Origin of the sequence: Microbacterium galbum, assembly GCF_032464915.1 — a bacterium.
GTDB classification, from domain to species: domain Bacteria; phylum Actinomycetota; class Actinomycetes; order Actinomycetales; family Microbacteriaceae; genus Microbacterium; species Microbacterium galbum.
In genome coordinates, this window is the sequence record NZ_JAWDIS010000003.1 from 166,670 (window position 1) to 187,344 (window position 20,675).

General features: G+C 71.5%; 21 protein-coding genes. 11 read left to right on the plus strand and 10 right to left on the minus strand.

Annotation, left to right across the window (positions count from 1 at the left end):
• Nucleotides 1–342: a DUF7882 family protein gene (locus tag RWH45_RS13515; RefSeq protein ID WP_315995419.1), complete on the minus strand. Its 342-nt coding sequence runs from the start codon at nucleotides 340–342 to the stop codon at nucleotides 1–3.
• Between the two features lie 26 nt (nucleotides 343–368).
• Nucleotides 369–530 carry a hypothetical protein gene (locus tag RWH45_RS13520; protein ID WP_315995420.1) on the minus strand — a complete coding sequence of 54 codons (162 nt, stop codon included), beginning with the start codon at nucleotides 528–530 and terminating at the stop codon, nucleotides 369–371.
• A gap of 151 nt (nucleotides 531–681) precedes the next feature.
• Here RWH45_RS13520 and RWH45_RS13525 point away from each other — a divergent pair, with 151 nt between their 5' ends.
• A complete protein-coding gene (locus RWH45_RS13525; RefSeq protein WP_315995421.1) occupies nucleotides 682–1,188 on the plus strand; it encodes a MarR family winged helix-turn-helix transcriptional regulator in 507 nt (168 codons plus the stop codon).
• 75 nt (nucleotides 1,189–1,263) lie between these two features.
• Here RWH45_RS13525 and RWH45_RS13530 read toward each other — a convergent pair whose 3' ends face one another.
• Nucleotides 1,264–2,346 carry a glycosyltransferase family 2 protein gene (locus RWH45_RS13530; RefSeq protein WP_315995422.1) on the minus strand — a complete coding sequence of 361 codons (1,083 nt, stop codon included), beginning with the start codon at nucleotides 2,344–2,346 and terminating at the stop codon, nucleotides 1,264–1,266.
• Nucleotides 2,347–2,388: 42 nt separating this feature from the next.
• On the opposite strand from RWH45_RS13530, the gene RWH45_RS13535 reads away from it, so the two are divergent.
• Entirely contained in the window at nucleotides 2,389–3,618 is a 1,230-nt protein-coding gene (locus RWH45_RS13535; protein WP_315995423.1) for a CDP-glycerol glycerophosphotransferase family protein, read from the plus strand.
• A gap of 126 nt (nucleotides 3,619–3,744) precedes the next feature.
• Here RWH45_RS13535 and RWH45_RS13540 read toward each other — a convergent pair whose 3' ends face one another.
• From RWH45_RS13540 to RWH45_RS13555, 4 genes are all read right to left on the minus strand, one after another.
• Nucleotides 3,745–5,109, minus strand: coding sequence for a maltokinase N-terminal cap-like domain-containing protein (locus RWH45_RS13540; RefSeq protein WP_315995424.1), 1,365 nt, complete (start codon nucleotides 5,107–5,109; stop codon nucleotides 3,745–3,747).
• Between the two features lie 104 nt (nucleotides 5,110–5,213).
• Nucleotides 5,214–6,161 (minus strand): hypothetical protein, encoded by a 948-nt coding sequence (locus RWH45_RS13545; RefSeq protein ID WP_315995425.1) that lies wholly within the window; start codon nucleotides 6,159–6,161, stop codon nucleotides 5,214–5,216.
• Nucleotides 6,162–6,260: 99 nt separating this feature from the next.
• A complete protein-coding gene (locus tag RWH45_RS13550; protein ID WP_315995426.1) occupies nucleotides 6,261–6,953 on the minus strand; it encodes a phosphocholine cytidylyltransferase family protein in 693 nt (230 codons plus the stop codon).
• A gap of 25 nt (nucleotides 6,954–6,978) precedes the next feature.
• Nucleotides 6,979–7,614 (minus strand): hypothetical protein, encoded by a 636-nt coding sequence (locus tag RWH45_RS13555; RefSeq protein ID WP_315995427.1) that lies wholly within the window; start codon nucleotides 7,612–7,614, stop codon nucleotides 6,979–6,981.
• A gap of 19 nt (nucleotides 7,615–7,633) precedes the next feature.
• Between RWH45_RS13555 and RWH45_RS13560 the strand changes: the two genes are divergently transcribed.
• The 3 genes from RWH45_RS13560 to RWH45_RS13570 are packed head-to-tail and all read left to right on the plus strand — an operon-like array spanning nucleotide 7,634 to nucleotide 11,406.
• Complete coding sequence (locus RWH45_RS13560) at nucleotides 7,634–9,550, plus strand: ABC transporter ATP-binding protein (RefSeq protein ID WP_315995428.1); 1,917 nt, start codon at nucleotides 7,634–7,636, stop codon at nucleotides 9,548–9,550.
• On the plus strand, nucleotides 9,526–11,088 hold the full coding sequence (locus tag RWH45_RS13565; protein ID WP_315995429.1) for a hypothetical protein: 1,563 nt from the start codon (nucleotides 9,526–9,528) through the stop codon (nucleotides 11,086–11,088). Before RWH45_RS13560 ends, RWH45_RS13565 begins: the two co-directional genes overlap by 25 nt.
• Nucleotides 11,089–11,139: 51 nt before the next feature.
• Nucleotides 11,140–11,406 (plus strand): DUF3039 domain-containing protein, encoded by a 267-nt coding sequence (locus RWH45_RS13570; RefSeq protein ID WP_136585370.1) that lies wholly within the window; start codon nucleotides 11,140–11,142, stop codon nucleotides 11,404–11,406.
• 624 nt (nucleotides 11,407–12,030) lie between these two features.
• Here the strand turns inward: RWH45_RS13570 and RWH45_RS13575 are convergent.
• Nucleotides 12,031–13,356 carry a nicotinate phosphoribosyltransferase gene (locus tag RWH45_RS13575; RefSeq protein WP_315995430.1) on the minus strand — a complete coding sequence of 442 codons (1,326 nt, stop codon included), beginning with the start codon at nucleotides 13,354–13,356 and terminating at the stop codon, nucleotides 12,031–12,033.
• Nucleotides 13,357–13,477: 121 nt separating this feature from the next.
• On the opposite strand from RWH45_RS13575, the gene murI reads away from it, so the two are divergent.
• The 3 genes from murI to rdgB are packed head-to-tail and all read left to right on the plus strand — an operon-like array spanning nucleotide 13,478 to nucleotide 15,654.
• On the plus strand, nucleotides 13,478–14,296 hold the full coding sequence (gene murI, locus RWH45_RS13580; RefSeq protein ID WP_315995431.1) for a glutamate racemase: 819 nt from the start codon (nucleotides 13,478–13,480) through the stop codon (nucleotides 14,294–14,296).
• Between the two features lie 34 nt (nucleotides 14,297–14,330).
• On the plus strand, nucleotides 14,331–15,056 hold the full coding sequence (gene rph, locus RWH45_RS13585) for a ribonuclease PH (protein ID WP_315995432.1): 726 nt from the start codon (nucleotides 14,331–14,333) through the stop codon (nucleotides 15,054–15,056).
• Nucleotide 15,057: 1 nt separating this feature from the next.
• The gene (gene rdgB, locus RWH45_RS13590; protein WP_315995433.1) at nucleotides 15,058–15,654 is read left to right on the plus strand and encodes an RdgB/HAM1 family non-canonical purine NTP pyrophosphatase; all 597 of its coding nucleotides are present in this window, start codon (nucleotides 15,058–15,060) and stop codon (nucleotides 15,652–15,654) included.
• A 55-nt stretch (nucleotides 15,655–15,709) separates the two neighbouring features.
• On the opposite strand, the gene RWH45_RS13595 is transcribed toward rdgB, so the two are convergent.
• Both RWH45_RS13595 and RWH45_RS13600 read right to left on the minus strand, forming a co-directional pair.
• Nucleotides 15,710–16,363, minus strand: a complete 654-nt coding sequence (locus tag RWH45_RS13595) for a TetR/AcrR family transcriptional regulator (RefSeq protein WP_315995434.1) — start codon at nucleotides 16,361–16,363, stop codon at nucleotides 15,710–15,712.
• A 56-nt stretch (nucleotides 16,364–16,419) separates the two neighbouring features.
• Nucleotides 16,420–17,718, minus strand: a complete 1,299-nt coding sequence (locus tag RWH45_RS13600; protein ID WP_315995435.1) for an MFS transporter — start codon at nucleotides 17,716–17,718, stop codon at nucleotides 16,420–16,422.
• A 203-nt stretch (nucleotides 17,719–17,921) separates the two neighbouring features.
• Here RWH45_RS13600 and RWH45_RS13605 point away from each other — a divergent pair, with 203 nt between their 5' ends.
• From RWH45_RS13605 to RWH45_RS13615, 3 genes are all read left to right on the plus strand, one after another.
• On the plus strand, nucleotides 17,922–18,905 hold the full coding sequence (locus tag RWH45_RS13605) for an NAD(P)-dependent oxidoreductase (RefSeq protein WP_315995436.1): 984 nt from the start codon (nucleotides 17,922–17,924) through the stop codon (nucleotides 18,903–18,905).
• On the plus strand, nucleotides 18,905–19,555 hold the full coding sequence (locus RWH45_RS13610; protein WP_315995437.1) for an RraA family protein: 651 nt from the start codon (nucleotides 18,905–18,907) through the stop codon (nucleotides 19,553–19,555). The genes RWH45_RS13605 and RWH45_RS13610 overlap by 1 nt, the downstream gene beginning before the upstream one ends.
• Nucleotides 19,556–19,645: 90 nt before the next feature.
• Complete coding sequence (locus RWH45_RS13615; protein WP_315995438.1) at nucleotides 19,646–20,563, plus strand: cation diffusion facilitator family transporter; 918 nt, start codon at nucleotides 19,646–19,648, stop codon at nucleotides 20,561–20,563.
• The last annotated feature ends 112 nt before the right edge of the window (nucleotides 20,564–20,675 follow it).

Below are 20,675 nucleotides of genomic sequence, written 5' to 3' on the forward strand. Positions count from 1 at the left end.
TCAGGCGGCCGCGAGCAGCTGCACCCGGTGCGCGTCCTCCTGCTGCTGCCAGGTCTCGGCGTCGAGCAGGAGACCCGACGACATCGACGCGTGGTCGGCGAGCTGGCGGAGGTAGCCGCCCGACAGGGGAGCGGAGGCAGCGGATGCGAACTGGAAGCGCATCGAGATCGACGGCTGGATCCACAACGTCGTGCGGGCGTGCCCGCCGGCGGTGTCGGTCCACGTGATCGTGAAGGATTCGCCGCGACGCAGCTTGGTCGTCAGGACGACCTGCAGATATTGCAGCAGGCGGTCGTCGATCTGGATCGGCTGCGTGTCGGCGCTGTAGAAGAGGGTGCCCATGGGAGTGCTTTCGGGGAGCGGGTGCGTCAGAGGAAGAGGGACAGCACGACGGCGGCGCTGAGGCCCGAGGTCGCGATGCTGGCCCAGACGACGATCGTCGTCAGCCGCGCGGTCGACACGGCGCTCGCGCTCGGGACGAAGGTGGAACGGTGCCGCAGCGGTGCGGTGGTGAGGGCGGTGGTGGTCATCGGTACGTTCCCTTCTTCGTGGGCTGGGGTGGTCAACCCCGGTGATCAGTAGCCTAGCATCTAATTAAGCGCGTTAAACATCATGTGGACAAACATTCACCAAGGATGACAGTCATTCGAGAAACCTTCTCCTGTTGGCTATAGTGACGGGATGCATCGAGTCGAGGAGGAGGAGCCGGTGACACCGCGAATCGACGACTCCTCGCCCCTGATGGAGGCGCTCACCGCCTACTCCCGCGAGCGCGAAGCGGCGGCCGCCAAGGCCCGCAAGCAGCTCGGCGTGAACGAGCTCGACGCGAAGGCCCTCGCGATCGTCGGGGCTCGCCCGGGGATGCGTCCGTCGGAACTCGCCGCCACCCTCGGCGTCACCTCGGCCGGAATCACCACGATGGTCGAACGCCTCGTGCGGCGGGGCATCCTCCGGCGCGAGGCGGATGACAGCGACCGTCGCGTGAACCACATCCACCTCGCGGTCGATCTCGAGAAGGAGCCGTGGTCGCAGCTCGCGCGCTTCGACGACGCCTGCCGACGCATCATTGGCAGTCTCGACGCGCAGATCGAACGCGACCTGGCCGATTTCCTGACGAAGACCACGGCCGCGGCGACCGAGGAAGTGGAGCGCGTCGACGCCGAGGCCGACGCGTCCGCTGCGGCCTGACCTCCTCCGAGGGGCGGCGCGTCCGGTCGACGTGGGTCGAGGGCGCCGCGTCCTCGCGTCCGTGACGATCGGGCGTCAGGGCAGGGGGGTGTTGCGACCGTCGAGACGCGAGGTGTCGACCGTGTCGCGGGCGCCGCGGACGAGCGCCCACAGGAAGCCCGCTCCCCACGAGACGTGCATCGACGGAAGTACGGCTGCTGTCCACGCCTTGTCGCGCCAACCGCGGCCTCCGGCACGGCCGAGCGCGCCGGTGGCGACGAGCGCCGCGTACGCCGCCACGGGCAGATGCAGCACCGTGAGTCGTCCGGGGCGACGTCGGGAGATCTGGGCGACCCCCGCCACCAGTGAGACCAGCGTCGCGACCAGCAGCGCCGGGGGAGCGAAGAAGCGCAGCGGCGTGCGCCGCGGGTAGCGCCGCACGAGCTCGCCGCGCCAGGCGCCGGTCGCACGGAACTGCCGGATCAGGCGGGTCCAGCTCTCACGCGGCCAGTAGACGACCGACAGGGCCGGATCGAACCACACGCGATAGCCCGCGCGACGGATGCGGAGGTTCAGCTCCCAGTCCTCCCCGCGACGGATGCTCTCGTCGAACAGCCCGACCTCCTCGAGCACGCTGCGGCGCATGACCCCGAGGTACGCCGACTCGGCCGGCCCTTCGGCGCCGCCGCTGTGGTACGCCCCGCCACCGAGTCCGACGCGGGAGTTGTAGGCGCGGGCGACCGCTCGCTGGAACGGCGACCGGCCGTCCGCGCGCATCACCCCGCCGACATTCGCGGCTTGCACGCGGCGCAGGGTGTCGAGGGCGCGGCGGGTGTATCCCGGTGACAACTCCGAGTGCGCATCGACCCGCACGATCGTCGGGTACCGGCTCGTGCGGATGGCGAGGTTCAGTCCCACCGGGATGTCGGCCGCGGGATTGTCGACGAGGACGATGCGCTCGTCGGCATCCGCCAGCTCCTTCGCGATCGCGTCGGTGCCGTCGGTGGAGGGCCCGAGCGCGAGCACCAGCTCCACCGGTCCCGGGACGTCCTGGGAGAGAGTGGATGCCACGGCCCGGCGCAGATACCTCTGCTCGTTCAGCACGGGCATGACGAAGCTCACGCCGGCATCGTCGGGGGGAACGGGCGCGTCTCTTCCGCCGGGGGTCGGGAGGGGCATCCGTCGATCCTGTCATGCGAGCCTGGCCGGTACCCTGGAACGATGCCTCTCGCCCGCGACGCCCAGCTGGCCGTGGGGCTGCTGCGCAAAGCCCTCGCCACCCGCAACGCCCGCCGCGACCTGCGCCGCGCCCTCGACGCGCGCGGTCCGCTGCCCGCCGGGCGCTTCACGATCGCGGTCTACTTCGCCGACGGCGCGGTGAACATGTATCAGATGCGCCAGTGGTACGCGCCCCTGCAGGAACTGGCGAAGACCTGGCCGGTCGTGGTCATTAGCCGAGCGATCCGCGGCGCGGACGCCCTGCTGAAGGATGACGCGCTCCCCATCGCCTACGCCCCCACCGTCGGCGCGGTGGAGGAGGTGCTCGCGGAGCAAGACATCCGCGTCGTGCTCTACGTCAACCAGAACACCCGCAACTTCCAGATGTTCCGGTACGGGCATCGATGGCACGTCTTCATCAACCACGGTGAGAGCGACAAGATGTACATGTCGACAAACCAGTACAAGGCCTACGACTACGCCTTCGTCGCGGGAGATGCGGCTCGCGCCCGCCTCTCGCGCGTGCTGTGGGACTACGACCTCGACCGCCGCACGTTCTCGATCGGCCGCCCGCAGGCCGACCACTACTCCGGCGACGTGCCGTACGAGTCCGACGACCGTACGGTCGTGCTGTACGCGCCCACCTGGGAGGGCGACCGTCCCTCCGCGCACTACGGGTCCGTCGTCACGCACGGGGAGACCCTCGTGAGGGCCCTGCTCGCCACGGGGCGCCACCGCGTCGTCTACCGCCCCCACCCGCGGTCGGGAGTGGTGGATGCCGCCTACGGCGCGGCCAACGCGCGGATCGTGTCCGCGCTCGCCGCGGCGAACGCCGCCGACCCCGACGCGCACCACGTCCATGACACGGGCGCCGAGCTCGGCTGGCAGCTCGCCGCGGCCGACCTGGCGATCGTCGACATCTCGGCGATGGTGTACGACCGGCTCGCGGTCGGCAGGCCCCTGATGATCACGCGGCCCCTCGACCCCGAGGCCCTCGTCGACGACAGCGGTTACCTGTCGGACTGCGAATGGCTGGATGCGTCGGCATCCGGGTCGATCGTGGCCGAGGCCGACCGGGTGCTGGGGGATCCCGACGCGGTCGGGCGGCTCGAGCACTGGGTGCGCCACTACTTCGGCGACACCGGCCCCGGCGCCGCCACTGCCCGCTTCGAGGCCGCGATCGGCGAGCTGATGCAGCGGTGGGAGCAGTGGCACGCCGACTCGGCCGGCTGAGCGCACGCGGCGAACATCGCTGAGCCCGGCGAAGGGTCCGGGACCCGCGGCGCACCGGAGGTCCCTGAGCCTGTCGATTGGTCCGGGACCCGCTGCGTCGACGGGCTCAGCCCCCTCGCGCCACCGTCAGGTGAGGGGAGCCAGGCGTCCGATCGCGGCGAGCGGGATGCCGACCCAGTCGGGGCGGTTGCGCGTCTCGTAGATCGCCTCGTACACGGCCTTGTCGAGTTCGAACGCCGCGAGCAGGGCGTCGTCGACCGCCCGGTCTGGTCCCGCCGTCTCGGCGTATCCCGCGAGGAACGCCTGCTGGGCGGCGATGACCCACGCGCGCACCGCGGCACCGTCGTCGTCGGCGACCGCACCCGAGACGTAGTCGAACGAGCGCAGCATGCCCGCGACGTCGCGGACGGCGACGTCGGGCTGCAGGCGCTCGGCGATGGGCCGCAACGGCTCGCCCTCGAAGTCGAGCAAGACCCATCCGTTCGCGGCCGTGTCGAGCACCTGCCCGAGGTGCAGGTCGCCGTGCACGCGCTGCAGCGCGGGCCAGGGGGCGGCGGCCGCCACGGCGTAGACCTCCCGGATGCGGTCGGCGTAGGGGGCGAGCGCGGGGACCTCGGCGAGGGCGATCGACAGCCGTCGCTCCCATGCGCCGGCCACGGCCGCTCGGTCGGCGTCGTCGGGCTCCCGCGTCGGGAACTGCGCGGCGAGGGCAACGTGCATCCCGGCGACGCTCGCGCCGAGCGCGTGCGCCCGAGCGGCGAAGTCCTCATCGGCGGCCGCGGCGTCCAGCGCCACCCGCCACGCGTCCTCGACGCCGGCGAAGAACTCCTGCGCGAACGCCAGCGATCCGCTGACGGGCACGCCCTCGGGGGTCACCCACGATCCGCGGACCTCGCCGATCGCGGCGGGGACGAAGGCCGCACCGCCCGCGGCGAGCGCCGACTGCAGCTCCACGTCGGGGTTGATGCCGGGGTTCACCTGGCGGAAGAGCTTGCAGATGACCGGGATGCCGGCATCCTGCGCGTCCGCTTCCGCGCCGTCCGCCGTGGCGGGACGGAAGATGAGCGACGTGTTCGACTGCTCCCCGCTGAGCACCTTCGCCGTCGCGCGCGGGGCCGGGACCCGGGGGCCGGGGGAGGCGAGGGCGATGCCGAGGAATCCGTTCTCGGGTGTTCCGACCTCCCCGCCGACGGTCACCCAGGAGTACAGCTGATCGGTGAAGCCGGGGTCGGTGGTGGCATCGGCCCACACGTCGTCATCGGAGGCGGGGCCGATCAGGCTGCCGGGAGGCACCGATCCCTCGGGGCGCCGCGCGACCGGTACTTGGTAGACGATCGCGGGCTGCACCGCCTCGTCGCGGACGAGGAGGAGTCGCGTGTCGGCGTCGAGCGTCCAGTCGGCGACGACGGTGAGCCGAGGATCGCGGCCCTTCGTGCCGTACCAGCGCTGACGCGGCATCCAGACCGCGAGGAGATCGAGGAGGTCGCCCATGCGGCGAGGCTAACGCGCCCGCCGCCGCGACACGCGGGCCTTGCGCCGGTGCGGGTGTCGATGAGATGAGAGGGGAATCCGGTGGCGGTCGGGCGGCGATGCCGTCAGTCGAGCGCCGTATCGCCACCGGTGTCGGCGTGGGTCTCGGCTGTTGCGGCTCTCCGGCGCCGCGGGAGCGCCCCGCGAGCGGCGGATCCGGTCCTGCGTCCGGCGCCGGCGACCGCGGCGGAGAGCGCATCTCCCACGCGGCGCACGCCTCCGACCGCGGTCCTCTCGGGGCGCTCGGTTCCCGGGCGCGGTTCGAGGTCGGTCGGCAGGACGAGCGGCGGGGCGCCGAACGCGCGGCGGGCGGTGACGAGCACCCGGCGTCCGAGGACGTGGTTGCCGGCTCCGCCGACGACGGCGCCCACGCCGAAGGGGAGGGCCTTGCCGACCCAGGACGCGCCGCCCCGAGTGGCGAACTGGCGGACGAACATCGTCTTGAGCCGGTCGACGAGCGGTCCGACGGCCGCGCGCGGCAGGGTCTTCGTGATCGTCTCGCCCCACGAGCCGGAGCGGGTCGTTCCGCGACCGTCACCCTGCCGGGCGAGCTGCGCGACGAGGTCGACGCCCTCCTTGCCGAGCAGGAGGGCGAGCACGAGGGCGCGGGCGCGGTCGGGGTCGTCGACGGCGACGCCGTGCACCTCGGCGACCGACTGCGCGTAGAGCGCCGTCGCTTCCAGGAACCCGAGGGTCTCGACGCCGCTGAGGGCGAGGGTCACCCCGGTTCCGATACCCGGGACGACAGCGGTCGCCCCCACCGCTGCGCCGCCCGTCGTTACCGCGGCCAGGTATCGACGCTCGAGGATCCTCAGGATCTCGCCCACCGCGGCATCCGGATGCCGCAGGCGGATGCTCCGCAGGTGCGCGAGCACGACGGGGCGCTGCACCGACAGCACGCGGTCGAGCAGGCGGATGGCCGGCGGGTGCTCCTCCGACCCCGCGGGAGGCAGTCCCCCCTGCCAGGGGGCGTCCGACGGGAGGGAGTGGATGCGGTGCACCTTCTCGGCCATGCGCTCATCCTCTCCCGCTGGGCTGAGCGGTGGGCGAGAGCTCTCGCGTGCGCCGGGGAGATCGGGGCCGACCTGCGGTGCGCTCGGCTCGCGGCGGGTTCAGACGAAGAGGTTCGCGCGCTCGAGATCCTCGGCGAAGTCGACCTCGACCGCATACAGGTCGGAGATGTCGAGGGGCTCCACGCGCACGCCGTCCTCGGCGATGGCCAGTTCGAGGCCGCGCTCGAAGTAGTCCTGGTCGTCGACCCGCTGCAGGTGGCGCTGCAGCGTCTTCTTGTCGCGCGACGAGATGTAGTTGATGCCCACGGCCTCGCCGATGCCGCCGACGACGACCTTCGACAGCTGGTGGATGAAGCCCTCGGCATCCACCGTGTATTTGACCTCTTCGTCGCTCACCTTGGCGGTGTCGACCGTGACGAACGAGCGGTCGTCGGCGACCAGGCGCGCGGCGCGACGGAGGACGAGGGGGTCGAACACGACGTCGCCGTTCATCCAGAGAACGCCGCCGCGGCCCGTCTTGGCGAGGGCGCGGAGCAGGCTCTTCGACGTGTTGGTCTGGTCGTAGCGGTCGTTGTAGACGTAGTCGACCCGGGGGAAGGCATCGACGATGGTCTCTGCGCGGTATCCGACCACCGTGATGATGCGCGCGTCGGCGCCGAAGGCCGCGTGGATGTTGTCGTGCTGCTGCTGCATGATGCTGCGGCCGTCGGCGAGGGGCGTCAGCGGTTTCGGCAGGCTGCGGCCGAGGCGCGAGCCCATGCCCGCGGCGAGGATCACGATCTGGACTGTCAAGGCTGGCTCCTGGGGGGATGAGTCGTCATGTCCGGTTCACCGGAATGTCACGCCTTCGTGTTCGATCAACAGTAGCGAGGGGGGCCTGGAAGGTGGCATGATTCGCGCCGGTCGTTGTGGTTTCGTGATGCCGGTGGATCGCTGCGCCGCGCGACCAGCCTGCGGGCGGTGTCGGAGGACGTTGATAGTTTGGTGCGATGACAGCCTCGCTGCCGGAATCGCCTGAACCCTCCTCTTCCTCCGCCGAGGGTGGTTCGGAGAGCGTCGAACCTTCTGCGTCGACGCCGGCGAAGCCGCGCACGCCGCGGGCTCCGCGCACCTCCACCCCGCGCACGACCACGCCTCGGACCACGACGCCGCGGACGCCCCGGCGGGCGCCGGGCTCCGCCGCGTCCGCGACGGCGGGCGACGCCGTCGAGAGTGCCGACGAGTCCGCGTCCCCCGCGCCGAAGCCGCGCGCGCCGCGCGCGAGCGGTTCCGCGACGACCGGTTCGCCGCGCACGCCCGCCGCGAAGAAGTCCGCCGCGTCCAAGACCACCGCGGCGAAGACCACCGCGGCCAAGACCACCGCAGCGAAGACCCCCACCGCGAAGACCTCTGCGGCGAAGTCCTCCGCCGCGAAGCCCGCGGCGAAGCGTCCGGCCGCCAAGAAGCCCGCCACGCCTCGAGGATCGGCCTCCGTGGCGCCGACGCACGCGCCCACTGATCCGGCCGAGCAGCCGAACACGGCGGCGGATGCCGCTGTGCAAACGCCGGAAGAGGGCGTCGCCGCCCCGGCCGCCGCCAGCGAGACCGTGACGCCGGTCGCGTTCCCCGATGACATCGTGGTGCCCCCGCGTCCGCCGCTGCCCGCTCCCGCCGCGAGCACCGTCTCCGATGACGTGATCGCCGACCCGGCAGCCCCCCTCGCCGCGTCCGCCGACGCGGACCCGTCGGCGGACGCGGACGCCGGAGCATCGACACCCGCGGAGGGTTCAGCAGACGACGACTCGTCGGCACCTGCGGGCGTCGATATCGCACCGAACTCCGACGACGCGGCGTCGGCGGACGCACCCGCCGCCGATACCGATGAGGCCGCGCCCACGGGCGCGGATGTCGTCGCGGATGCCGCCGCGCCCGTCGACCCCACTCCGGCCGACGTCGCCGTGGAGGAGCCCGTCGTCGAGCAGCCGGTCGATGCGGAACCCATCAGCGCTGAGCCCGCCGCGACCGAGGCCGTCGACGGTGAGCCCGCCGGTGACGAAGCCGTCGACGCCGAGCTCGGCGGCGCGGAGCCGGGTAGGGCAGGACTGCCCGCCGACCCCGCTGCCCCGACGTCATCCGGCGACGGCACAGCCGCCGCCGGTGAGCTCATCAGTGCGGACACGCCCGCGGAAGAGGCGGACGACACCGCCTCGACCGACGCGCCCACCCGCCTCCTCGACACCCCGCAGGTTCCCGCGGGAGAGGCCGCCGAGGGCGAGGATCCCACGCCTCCCGAGGTCCGTGTCGAGGAGCTGACCGTCGACGAGACGCCGGACGCCCCCGTGCACGCCCCGAGTGCCGAGGAGTGGATCCTCGATGCGGACGAGCCCGGCGTCGACGAGTCCGGAGACACCCGGCCCGGAACCGACGAACCCGTGACCGACGACCAGGGCGCCGACGACGCGGCGACCCACGACCCCGCGTCCGACGTTTCGGGGACCGACGTCTCCGCGACGGACGTCTCCGCCGCCGACGTCTCCGCGACCGACGTCTCCGCCGCCGACGTCCCCGCGACGGACGACCCCGACCTCGCGCTCGCCGCCGACACCGCCGTGATCGCCGACCGCCCGGCCGCCGAGGTCGACCCCGATGCCGTTCCCGTGCTGAGCCTGCGCAACGTGTCGAAGTCGTTCGGGGAGCTCCGCGCGGTCGACGCCATCGACCTGACGGTGCCCGCCGGCTCGTTCTACGGCCTGGTCGGCCCCAACGGCGCGGGGAAGACCACCACGCTGTCGATCATCGCCGGACTCCTGCGCGCCGACTCCGGCGCGGTCTCGATCAACGGCGTCGACGCGACGAAGCGCTCGCGCGAGGCGAAGAAGCTCATCGGGGTCCTGCCCGATCGTCTGCGCACCTTCGACCGCCTCACGGGGCGCCAGCTGCTGTCGTACTACGGCGCCCTCCGCGGGCTGCCCGCCCCCCTCGTCGAGAGTCGCACGACCGATCTGGCCCGTGCGTTCGACCTCGTCGACGCGCTGACCCGTCCCGTGTCGGACTACTCGGCCGGTATGACCAAGAAGGTCATGCTGGCCGGAGCGATGATCCATTCGCCGCGCCTGCTCGTGCTCGACGAGCCCTTCGAGGCCGTCGATCCCGTGTCGAGCGGCGTCATCCTCGACATCCTCGGGTCGTACGTCGATCACGGCGGAACGGTGATCCTCTCCAGCCACGGCATGGAGCTCGTCGAACGCGTCTGCTCACGGGTGGCCGTGATCGTGTCGGGTCAGGTGCTCGCCGAGGGCACCGTCGACGAGGTGCGCGGCGAGGCGAGCCTGGAAGAGCGCTACCTCGAGCTGGCCGGCGGCCTGGGCGACGTGGAGGGCCTCGAGTGGTTGCACACGTTCTCCGCCTGAGACTGGCGATGATGGTGGGCGCCCTGCGGGGCGACCCGCGCGAGGTGGTGCGCCGCGCGATCGGCGTGGTACTGCTGACCGCCGCGACGGGAGTCGCCGCGGTCAGCGCCGCCGGCCTCGCCGACGCCGACCGTCTGACCACGGCCGTCGTGACGGTTCTCGCGGGTTCCGCCGTCACCCTCGGCTTCGCAGTGGGGCCCCCGGTGACCGCCTCGGTCGATCCGCTCGACCCGCGCCGCTTCGCCGTCGTCGGACCCGAGCCGCGTCCGCTGGCGGGTGCCCTCCTGCTCGCGGGTTTCCTCAGCGTCCCGGTCCTCGTCGTCCTCGTGCTCGGCATCAGCCTCGCCGTCGCCTGGAGCGCCCACGGTGCTCCGGCGGTGGCGACCGTGGCATCCGTCATCCTCGGGCTCACCACGTGCGTGCTGCTCGCCCGCGTCAGCATGGCCCTCGGCGCGCTCGTGCAGCGACCTCGGCAGTCCCGCGAGTTGATGGGCGTGTACCTCGTCGCCGTGCTGGTGGTCGTCGTGCCCGTCGGGGTGTTCCTCGGCTCGCTCGAGTGGCGCGGCGCCGTCCCCTCGCAGTTGGCCTCGGCGGCCGAGATCCTGGCGTGGACGCCGATCGGTGCCGCATGGGGCATCGCGCTGGCACCGACCGCGGGCGCCGCCATCGGCAGTCTCGTCGTGGCCCTCGTGACCATCGCCGTGCTCGGGCTGGCGTGGTTCGCTCTCGTGACTCTGCTCCTGACGACCACGCGCCGTCCGGCGGCGGCGCGCGAGCGCGGGGGGCTGGGGTGGTTCGCGATCCTCCCGGGCACGCCTGGGGGAGCTGTCGCCGCCCGCAGCCTGTCGTACTGGCTGCGCGACCGTCGGTACATCGTCAACGTGGTCGTCGTGCCGATCGCGGCCGTCGTGTCGACGGTGCCCCTGCTCGTGGCGGGTGTGCCCTTCGAGCTCGCGGTTCTGCTGCCCGTACCGATCATGGCGCTGTTCTTCGGCTGGCTCCCGCACAACGATCTCGCGTACGACTCGACCGCCCTGTGGATGCACATCGCCAGCGGCATGCGCGGCGCCCCCGACCGCATCGGCCGTCTCGTGCCGGTACTGCTCATCGGCATCCCGGTACTCGCCGTCACTCTTCCGCTCGCCGTCGTCGCCCACGGGCGGTGGGCGATCCTGCCCGCCATGATCGGCGTCTGCGCTGCCCTCTTTCTCGCCGGTCTGGGGCTGTCCAGCGTGTCGTCGGTGCTCGCCCCCTACGCGGTGTCGCGCCCGGGCGACAGCCCGTTCCAGCAGCCGCAGCGCACCGGCTCGGGCGGTGTCATCGCGCAGGGCCTCGTGATGGTGGGAGCCATCCTCGCGGCCCTGCCGTCGATCCTGCTGACCTGGCGAGCCGTCGGGGGAGACACCATCGATGCGATGTTCGCGATGTGGGTCGGTATCGGAGCCGGAGGCGTCGTCCTGATCGTCGGCGTCACGGTCGGCGCGGTGCTCTTCGAGCAGCGGGCGACACGACTCATGGAGTTCGCCGAGGCGACCTGAGCGCGAACCCGACCGAGCCCGGGGCCGGGGTCGCGGCTACACTGGCTCTCCATGAGCACGCCTCTCGACAGTCCGGACAGCGGGGGTCTCGCGACCCTCGATCGCGAGCTCGAAGAGCTCATCCGCGAAGAGAACATCGAGCCCGGCGATCATGAGCGCTTCTCGCATTACGTGAAGAAGGACAAGATCCTCGAGTCGGCGATCACCGGCAAGCCCGTGCGCGCCCTCTGTGGCAAGAAGTGGACACCCGGGCGCGACCCCGAGAAGTTCCCCGTCTGCCCCCAGTGCAAAGAGATCTACGAGTCGCTCGTCAACTGAGGACTCTCCCCCCGTGAGGGGTCAAGAGATGTCGCCCGTGCGTCCGCCCGGCGATACTTCTTGACCCCTCACGTGCGTCTCCGGCGTCTCGCGCGCTCCCCTCCCTGCGAAACTGCTCGGGCTCGTCTCCGCGTGGCCGCGCCGGCGACGATCCCCCGCACCTGACGCGGCCGGGGCTCGGTCGCGGCGGGGCGAGGTTGTTTCTGCGGTTGTGTTTGCCGTAGTTGGCCGCAAAGGGGGCGTGGGGGCGGCCTTGTGGGGCGATCGAAGCCGTGCGGGGCCCGGTCGCGGCGGGGCGAGGTCGCCTCTCCGATCGTGTTCGCCGCACATCGCCGCGCAGCGGTCGGCCGGGGGAGAACCCTCAGCCGTTCACGCCGCCGGGACCCGCGACCCCGCGTGAGGGCGGGAAGGGTCCTCCGCGCTTCCTACCGGCACACCACCCCGACCACGTGAGCACCGTGCGGGGCCACGGCCGTGCCGTACGTGCATCCGGCCCGTGAGCACCGTGCAGGGCCACGGCCGTGCCGCACGTGCATCCGACCCGTGAGCGCGCGGTCCTCCGCGCGCGGCGCCCGGATCGCGCCATGGCCGAAGCCCTGCGTCAGACGGTGAGCGCCCCGTGCCTCACTGCGCCTCGCGATATTCCGTGGGCAGCGCGGGGTCGGCCTTGCTCAGCGCGAGCGCCCGCACGGGGAGCTCCTCCCGCACGCGCGCGTGGTGGGCCCGTGCGGCCTGCACGCCCGCGGCACCGAGGGCCGCGGCATCCGCTTCGCCGTGGTGCATGAGGGTCGTCTGCAGGGGGCGGGCATCGGGGTGCTCGGCCGCCGTCGACAGCTCCTCGAAGCCGTCGCTGACGACGACGAGCTCCGAGGTGGCGGTGCCCGCGTCGAGCGTGCGGAACGCCGCCTTGCGGCCGCCGTGCGACGCCTTCTGCGCCGAGGCCTTCGCCACGCCGACCCACGAGCCGTCGGCCGCCTCGCGCGCCACGAGCTTGAAGACCAGCCCCGCCGTGGGAACGCCCGACCCGGTCGCGACCGACGTGCCCACGCCGTACGCGTCCACGGGCGACGCCGCAAGCGCGGCGAGGGCGTACTCGTCGAGATCGCTCGTCACGGTGATGCGGGTTCCGGTGGCGCCGAGCTCGTCGAGCAGCTCCCGCACTTCGCCGGCGACGATCGGCAGGTCGCCGGAGTCGATGCGCACGCCCCCGAGCCCCGTGCCGGCGACGCGCACGGCGGTGCGCACGCCCTCGGTGATGTCGTAGGTGTCGACGAGCAGGGTCGTGGCGCTGCCGAGCGCGTCGACCTGCGAGCGGAACGCGTCCTCCTCGCTGTCGTGCAGGAGCGTCCACGCGTGCGCGGCAGTGCCCATCGTCGGCACGCCCCAGCGTCGGCCGGCCTCGAGGTTGCTGGTCGCCGAGAACCCGGCGATGTAGGCGGCGCGGGCCGCGGCGACCGCCGCCTCCTCGCTCGCGCGACGCGAGCCCATCTCGGCGAGGGGGCGGTCGCCGGCGGCGACGCTCATGCGCGCGGCGGCGGTCGCGACCGCCGAGTCGTAGTTCAGGATGCTGAGCGCCAGCGTCTCCAGGATCACGGCCTCGGCGAACGTGCCCTCGATGGTGAGAAGGGGAGAACCGGGGAAGTACACCTCGCCCTCGCGATAGCCGGTCACGGATCCCGTGAAGCGGTAGTCCGCGAGGAAGTCGAGGGTCGCGGCATCCACGACCTTCTCATCATGCAGATAGCGCAGCTCGTCGTCGCCGAAGCGGAAGTCCTGAATGGCATGGAGCAGGCGGCCCGTGCCGGCGACCACGCCGAAGCGGCGTCCGCCCGACAGGCGCCGCCCGAACACCTCGAAGACGCATCGGCGCTGCGCCGTGCCGTCGCGGAGGGCCGCGTCGAGCATCGTGAGTTCGTAGCGGTCGGTGTGCAGGGCGGTGCTGCGGCTCATCGCGCCAGCCTATTGCGGCACCCGCGCGGAGCCCGCCCGTCCCGTCGGCGGTTGACACGGGCGCGACGGTTCGCCCCGGCCCACCGAGCTCGTCCTCGCCCGCCGGGTAGGCTGGACCCCTATGAATGACGCGCCGATCGGGATCTTCGACTCGGGAGTCGGCGGTCTCACCGTCGCCCGGGCCGTGTCGGCGCAGCTGCCGCGCGAGTCGATCCTCTACATCGGCGACACCGCCCGCTCGCCCTACGGCCCCAAGCCCATCGCCGACGTCCGCAAGTACTCGCTCGAGGTGCTCGACACCCTGGTCGAGCAGGGCGTGAAGATGCTCGTGATCGCGTGCAACACGGCATCCGCCGCCATGCTGCGCGATGCGCGCGAGCGCTACGACGTCCCCGTGGTCGAGGTCATCGGCCCCGCGGTGCGCACCGCGATGTCGACCACGCGCAACGGCCGCATCGGCGTCATCGGCACGACCGGCACGATCGGCTCCCGCGCGTACCAGGACATGCTCGAGGTCAACGAGCGCCTCACGGTGTTCGCGGAAGCCTGCCCGCGGTTCGTGGAGTTCGTCGAGGCGGGCGTCACCGACTCGCCCGAGGTGCTCGCCACGGCGGAGCAGTATCTGGCGCCGCTCCGGCACGCGGGCGTCGACACCCTCGTGCTCGGCTGCACGCACTACCCGTTCCTCGAGGGCGCCATCAGCTACGTGATGGGTCCCGACGTGAGCCTTGTCTCGAGCGACAGCGAGACCGCGAAGGACGTGTTCCGTCAGCTCGTCTCACGTGACCTGCTCGCGAGCCCGGATGCCGTTCCCCACCACCGCTACGAGGCCACCGGCTCGTCGGCCGACGATTTCCTGCGCCTGGCGCACCGCCTCATGGGCCGGGAGGTGCGCGAGGTGCAGCTCGTGCAGACCGGTGCCATCGACCTGCCGCGCTGAGGCGTGGCATCCATCTTCGTCCTGAGGAGGACCCATGACCCGCAAAGACGGTCGCGAGAACGACCAGCTCCGTCCCGTGACCATCGAACGCGGATGGTCGGCGCACGCCGAGGGCTCCGCGCTCATCACCGTCGGCGGCACGAAGGTGCTGTGCACCGCGTCGTTCACCAACGGCGTCCCGCGTTGGCTGACCGGCAAGGGCAAGGGCTGGGTCACCGCCGAGTACGCGATGCTGCCGCGCGCGACGAATAGTCGCAACGACCGCGAGAGCATCAAGGGCAAGGTCGGCGGTCGCACGCACGAGATCTCGCGCCTGATCGGCCGTGCCCTGCGCGCCGTCGTCGACACGAAGGCGCTGGGCGAGAACACCATCGTGATCGACTGCGACGTGCTGCAGGCCGATGGCGGCACGCGGACGGCGGCCATCACGGGTGCGTACGTCGCCCTGGCGGATGCCATCGCCTGGGGCCGCGAGAAGAAGTTCATCGCCCAGCGCTCCGAGGTGCTGCGCGACTCCGTCGCCGCGGTGTCGGTGGGCATCATCGACGGTGAGCCGATGCTCGACCTCGCTTACGTCGAGGATGTGCGGGCCGAGACCGACATGAACGTCGTCGTCACCGGGCGCGGCCTCTTCGTCGAGGTGCAGGGCACCGCCGAGGGGGCGCCCTTCGACAAGGCGGAGCTGGACCGGCTGCTCGACCTGGCGGTGAACGGCTGCGCCGACCTGCGCGGCATCCAGTCCGCGGCTCTCGAGGCCTGACATGGCGCGCGTCGTCCTCGCCACGCACAACCCGCACAAGGTCGAGGAGTTCCAGGCGATCGTCGCCGCCGTCCGCCCCGACCTCGAGGTCGTCGGATACGACGGGCCCGAGCCGGTCGAGGACGGCGTCACCTTCGCGGCGAACGCGCTGATCAAGGCGCGGGCGGCGGCGGCCCACACGGGACTGCCGGCGTTGGCGGATGACTCCGGCGTCGCGGTCGACGTGCTCGGCGGGTCTCCCGGCGTGTTCTCCGCGTACTGGGCGGGCCACCGGAAAGACGCCACAGCCAATCTCGAGCTGCTGCTCGATCAGCTGTCCGACGTCGCCGACCCGCACCGCGCGGCGCAGTTCGTGTCGGTGATCGCGCTCGTGCGTCCTGACGGGACGGAGAACGTTGTCGAGGGCCGCTGGCCCGGTCGCCTGGCGACCGCGCCCGCCGGCCCGGGCGGTTTCGGGTACGACCCGATCTTCATCCCCGACGGTCAGCCCGAGGGCGCAGAGCGCACGGTGGGGGAGTGGACCGCCGAGGAGAAGAACGCCGCCTCGCACCGCGCCCGGGCGTTCGTCGAGCTGGTGCCGCTGCTCGCGACGCTGTAGTCGGGCCCCGGAGGTGCTCGACGAGGGACACCGTCGGGGCGCCCGGCGGTCGGGGTCAGTCGACCAGCGTCGCGGCCAGTCCGCGGAGCGTTCCGCGATACATCGTGGTCAGGTCGCGCACGATACGTGAGGGGGCGCGGCGCGTGACCGTGTGCACATCGAGCAGCTCGCGCGAGTTGAACAGCGCATTGCAGGTTGCGAGGGCGCGGTCGTAGAGCGACTCGTCGACGCCGTCGAGTCTCATGAGCTCGCGCACGGCGGGTCCCCAGGCCGCGTCGATGATGAGCGCGTGGCGTTCGCCCCGGGCCTTGCGGGTGAGGAACCCCTCGCGCGAGCGGATGAGCACCATGGCCGGTCCGTGGGCCACGACGAGTTCGAACCACTTGCCGAGAACCGCCTCGAAGAGGTCGGCGCCATCGAGGTCGAGATCTCGGGCGTAGCCGATGAGCTGTTCGAGGACGTCGAGCAAGTACTCGCGATGAAGCTCGTCGATGGTCGGGAAATAGCGGTACGCCGTGGCGACCGACAGGCCGGCCCGCGCGGCGATCGCCGGCATCGACGCGGCCTCCGGATCGGCCAGCAGCAGATCACCGGTCGCCGCCAGGAGAGCGGCCTTGTTCCGCGCCACATCCTGCCGCGGACCCCGCCGCCGTACCGAGCCGGCGGCGGGGTCCGCGGCGGCGTCGACGGGGGCGGGCAGGGGGGTCATGCAGAAAGGGTAGCGCGGGAGTCGGCGGCTCTGGGAACCGCCGACCCCCGCGTGCGTCACCGGTAGAGGTGGCTCGTGCCGTCGCGGCTGGGGCGCACCCCGGCGGTCACGAGGACGAGGCCCAGGAGGCCCGCCACGATGAGGATGAACGCCGGCATGTAGGTGTTGCCCGTGGCGTCGATCAGCCAGGTGGCGAGGTAGGGACCCGCACCGCCGCCGATCACGGCACCGACGCTATGGCCGACGGCCACACCGGTATGACGGATGCGGGTGGGGTAGAACTCGGAGACCGAGCCATAGGTGCCGGCCTGGCACAGAGCGTACGGAATCATTCCCAGAGCCAGACCGAGGACGGCGAGCCCGAAAGACCCGGTGTTCATCAAGGCGAACGAAGGCAGGGTGATCACGACGTACGCGATGTAGGCCACGACGAGGGTGCGCTTGGCGCCCACGCGATTGCCGAACACACCGGCGAACGGGATGAGACAGGCCGCCAGCAGCACCGCGACCAGCACGATCGTCGAGGCTTGGCTCTTGCTGAAGCCGAGCACCTCGGAGAAGTAGACGGCGACGAACACGGTCCCGACGTAGGTCCCGAGGTTCTGGACGGTCGAGATGCCCATCACCTTGAACAGCTGCGGGCGGTACTCGCGGACGAGGTCGAGGAACGGCTTCTTCGTGGTGGCGTCCTCCTGAGCGAGGGCTGTGAACTCGGGGCTGTCCTCGACCTTCAGGCGCATGTACAGGCACAGGATGCCGAGCGGCAGCGCCGCGAGGAAGGGCAGACGCCAGCCCCAATCCACCATGATGTCGGCCGGGATCAGCGCGGCGATCAGTGCCGCGGCGCCTGCAGCCAGGCCCTTGCCGAGGTTGGCGACGCTGGGGATGAAAGAGATGTAGAGCGGTCGACGGTGCGGCGGTGCCCACTCGCGGATGTAGGAAGCCGCGCCGCCGATCTCTCCACCGGCGGAGAATCCCTGCAGCATGCGCAGCAGGACCAGGAGGGCGGGGGCGAGGATGCCGATCTGCGTGTAGCCGGGCAGCAGGCCGGTCAGTGTGGCCGCGGCTCCCATCAGGGTGATACTCGCCACGAGACTGACCCGGCGTCCACGCCGGTCACCGAGCCGACCGAAGTACCACGCTCCGAGGGGGCGCACGAGGAATGCCGAGCCGAAGACCAGGAAGGTATTGAGCAAAGCGACGGTCGGGTCGTCGCTCGGGAAGAACACCAGGGAGAGGGTCGCGGCGACGTAGCCGTAGACGCTGAAGTCGTAGTACTCGATGAACGTGCCGAAGATTGCGGCACCGGTGGCCTTCTTGGCGCCCGTTCGGCGTTTCTCGGTCACAGCGGTCATGAGTGAATCCTGTCTCCGTTGACTAAATGCGCCTTGTGTCGCACTTTACGAGTTCAGCATGAGGGGGTTTCGGCATGCTGTCAAGACGCCCATTGCGTGACTGCAGGAGCCGCATCACGTGCGAGACGATGATTGAGGACGACGCCGTTGCGACGTATGGTGTTTAAAACGAGAGCAGTGTCTCGATTAGCAAAGGTGCAGCGATGAGTCACATCCATGTCACGAACCCCATCGACGAGGACGTCTTGGCGGACCTGCGACGATCCCACCACGTCACCGTCGGGTTCGGAGACGACGCCCGGGGGTGGGGTGAGGTGGCGACCACGGTCGAGGCCACGATCGTCCGCGCGGAGACCATCGACGCGCGCATGATCGCGTCGGCCCCTCGCCTGAAGATCATCGCCCGGCACGGCGTCGGAACCGACAACGTCGACCTCGACGCCGCCGCTGCGGCGGGCATCTGGGTCACCACCACGCCCGGTGCGAACGCGCGCGCGGTTGCCGAGCACGTCTTCGCGCTGATGCTGACGCTCATACGACGCGTTCGAGAAGCCTCGTCGAGCGTTCAGCGCGGGCGCTGGAGCGAAGAGCGTCCCTCGCTCACCGGAGGAGAGTTGAACGGGCGCACCCTGCTGCTCGTCGGCGGAGGGGGGATCGCAGCCCTCGTCGCCCCGATCGCGCGTGGATTCGGAATGCGGGTCGTCGTCGCCGACCCCTATCTCGCACCCGAGGCGGCTCACGAGCTCGGCGTGGGCCTCGCCGGCCTCGACGACGCCCTTCCTTCGGCCGACGTGGTCAGCCTTCACGTTCCGCTGACCGCCGAGACGCGGCATCTGCTCGACGACCGTCGCCTCGGATTGCTACCCGCGCGAGCCGTCGTGATCAACACCTCGCGCGGCGGCGTCATCGACGAGGCGGCCCTCGTCGCCCGACTGCGGTCGGGGGCGCTCGCCGGCGCGGGGCTCGACGTGATCGAGGCCGAGAGCATCGACATGAACGACCCCCTGACCCACACTCGCACCGACCTGACGCTCGGGAACCTCCTGGTCACCCCGCATGTGGCCGGTCAAACGGAGGAGGCGCTCGTCGCGGTCGGCCGACTCGCGGCGCAGAGCGTGGAACAGGCGCTCGCCGGACGTCGTCCCGACCGGGCCGTCCGCGATCTCGCCGCAACGGCGGTGGTCTGATGTTCATCGCCGCCGACGCTTCCTCCATCTCCGTCTCCCCGGGGTGGCGTCGCGCCCCGATCGGCCTCGTCGACGCTGTCGCCGCGTATCCCGTCGCCCTCATCGGCGACGTCACCGCGCGCATGGGCATGATGACTTCCGTGATCCGCCCGCAGAACGGTCTCCCTCGGTTCGCGGGTACCGTCCTGCCCGTCCTCACCCGCGACGGTGACAACCTCGCCATCCATCGTGGTCTCGACGAAGCGGCCCCCGGCGACGTGCTCGTCGTCGACGCGCACGCTGAGACGAACCGCGCGGTCTTCGGCGACATCCTCGGCGAGGTCTGTGTCGTCCGCGGTGTACGCGGCGTCGTGATCGACGGGGCGACCCGCGACGTCGATGAGCTCGAGAGACTCGGCCTGCCCGTCTTCGCGCGAGCGGTCAATCCGGCCGGCCCCTCGAAGGCCGGCCCGGGGGTGGTGGGAGCGCCGGTCGCCGTCGGCAATGTCGTCTGCCGCGCCGGTGACGCGATCGTCGCCGACCGTGACGGGATCGTCGTGCTCCCCGCCGCGGCCCTCGAGGAGGTGCTCGAACGGTTGTCGGCCCAGGACGCCTTCGAGAACGGCCTGCGCGCGCGCATCCGGGGTGGCGACGCCGTCGATGGCGGCTGAGCGCGTCAGGCGGCGATGACGAGACAGGTTCTCATTCCCGACTTCCCCGGAATCACGCGGATGTCGCCGCACCGCGCCTAGCCTGGACCGATGCACGACCACGCCCCGTCCGGTGGCATCCGCGATGCCGGCAACCGGCGCCTGCTCGCCACCGCACTCGCGCTCACCGCGACGGTGATGCTCGTGCAGATCGTCGGGGCGATCCTGTCGGGCTCCCTGGCGCTGCTGGCCGACGCGGCGCACATGTTCACCGACGCGGCGGCGCTCGTCGTCGCGCTCGTGGCGACCGCGATCGCCGCGCGCCCCGCCGACGACCGCCGCACGTTCGGGTACCAGCGCGCCGAGGTGCTCGGAGCACTGGTCAACGGCGTCATCCTGATCGTCCTGTGCGCCTGGGTGGGGGTCGAGGCCGTGCAGCGGCTGCTCGCTCCCGCCGAGGCCGAGGTGCAGGGCGGGCTCATGCTCGTCGTCGCCGGTGTCGGCATGGTCGCGAATGCGGTGTCGATGTGGCTGCTCAGCCGCGCGCAGAAGCGCAGCATCAACGTCCGCGGCGCCTACCTCGAGGTGCTGGGCGACCTGGTGGGGTCGATCGCGGTGATCATCGCCGCGATCGTGATCGTCACGACGGGTTTCGTGCAGGCGGATGCCATCGCCTCCCTGCTGATCGCGGTGCTCATCGTGCCGCGGGCCATCGGGCTACTGCGCGAGGTCGTCGTGGTGCTGACCGAGTCGGCGCCGGTCGGGATGCACGTCGCCGAAATCCGCGAGCACCTGCGCGGAGCGGACGGAGTGGTCGACGTGCACGACGTGCACGTGTGGCAGCTCACCCGCGGCGCGCCCGTGTTCAGCGCGCACGTCATCGTCGAGGACGCGGCTCTCGCGGATGGTCGCGCCGCGGCCATCCTCGCGTCGCTGCAGACGTGTCTGGCAGATCATTTCGATGTGGAGCACTCGACGTTCCAGCTCGAACCCGCCGGTCACGTCGAGCACGATTCGCGCCACGCCTAGGTCGCCGGACCCGGCGGCGTCGACGGGCTCAGCCACCTCGCGCCGCGGGCCGGAGGTCCCTGAGCTCGTCGAAGGGACCGGTCGCTCCCCGTCGCCGGGGGTTTCGGTGGCG

Excerpts from the sequence above, each read along its gene's own strand:
- RWH45_RS13515 (WP_315995419.1), bottom strand. The coding sequence starts at position 342 with ATGGGCACCCTCTTCTACAGCGCCGACACGCAGCCGATCCAGATCGAC.
- RWH45_RS13520 (WP_315995420.1), bottom strand. The coding sequence starts at position 530 with ATGACCACCACCGCCCTCACCACCGCACCGCTGCGGCACCGTTCCACC.
- RWH45_RS13525 (WP_315995421.1), top strand. The coding sequence starts at position 682 with ATGCATCGAGTCGAGGAGGAGGAGCCGGTGACACCGCGAATCGACGAC.
- RWH45_RS13530 (WP_315995422.1), bottom strand. The coding sequence starts at position 2,346 with ATGCCCCTCCCGACCCCCGGCGGAAGAGACGCGCCCGTTCCCCCCGAC.
- RWH45_RS13535 (WP_315995423.1), top strand. The coding sequence starts at position 2,389 with ATGCCTCTCGCCCGCGACGCCCAGCTGGCCGTGGGGCTGCTGCGCAAA.
- RWH45_RS13540 (WP_315995424.1), bottom strand. The coding sequence starts at position 5,109 with ATGGGCGACCTCCTCGATCTCCTCGCGGTCTGGATGCCGCGTCAGCGC.
- RWH45_RS13545 (WP_315995425.1), bottom strand. The coding sequence starts at position 6,161 with ATGGCCGAGAAGGTGCACCGCATCCACTCCCTCCCGTCGGACGCCCCC.
- RWH45_RS13570 (WP_136585370.1), top strand. The coding sequence starts at position 11,140 with ATGAGCACGCCTCTCGACAGTCCGGACAGCGGGGGTCTCGCGACCCTC.
- RWH45_RS13575 (WP_315995430.1), bottom strand. The coding sequence starts at position 13,356 with ATGAGCCGCAGCACCGCCCTGCACACCGACCGCTACGAACTCACGATG.
- murI (WP_315995431.1), top strand. The coding sequence starts at position 13,478 with ATGAATGACGCGCCGATCGGGATCTTCGACTCGGGAGTCGGCGGTCTC.
- rph (WP_315995432.1), top strand. The coding sequence starts at position 14,331 with ATGACCCGCAAAGACGGTCGCGAGAACGACCAGCTCCGTCCCGTGACC.
- rdgB (WP_315995433.1), top strand. The coding sequence starts at position 15,058 with ATGGCGCGCGTCGTCCTCGCCACGCACAACCCGCACAAGGTCGAGGAG.
- RWH45_RS13595 (WP_315995434.1), bottom strand. The coding sequence starts at position 16,363 with ATGACCCCCCTGCCCGCCCCCGTCGACGCCGCCGCGGACCCCGCCGCC.
- RWH45_RS13600 (WP_315995435.1), bottom strand. The coding sequence starts at position 17,718 with ATGACCGCTGTGACCGAGAAACGCCGAACGGGCGCCAAGAAGGCCACC.
- RWH45_RS13605 (WP_315995436.1), top strand. The coding sequence starts at position 17,922 with ATGAGTCACATCCATGTCACGAACCCCATCGACGAGGACGTCTTGGCG.
- RWH45_RS13610 (WP_315995437.1), top strand. The coding sequence starts at position 18,905 with ATGTTCATCGCCGCCGACGCTTCCTCCATCTCCGTCTCCCCGGGGTGG.
- RWH45_RS13615 (WP_315995438.1), top strand. The coding sequence starts at position 19,646 with ATGCACGACCACGCCCCGTCCGGTGGCATCCGCGATGCCGGCAACCGG.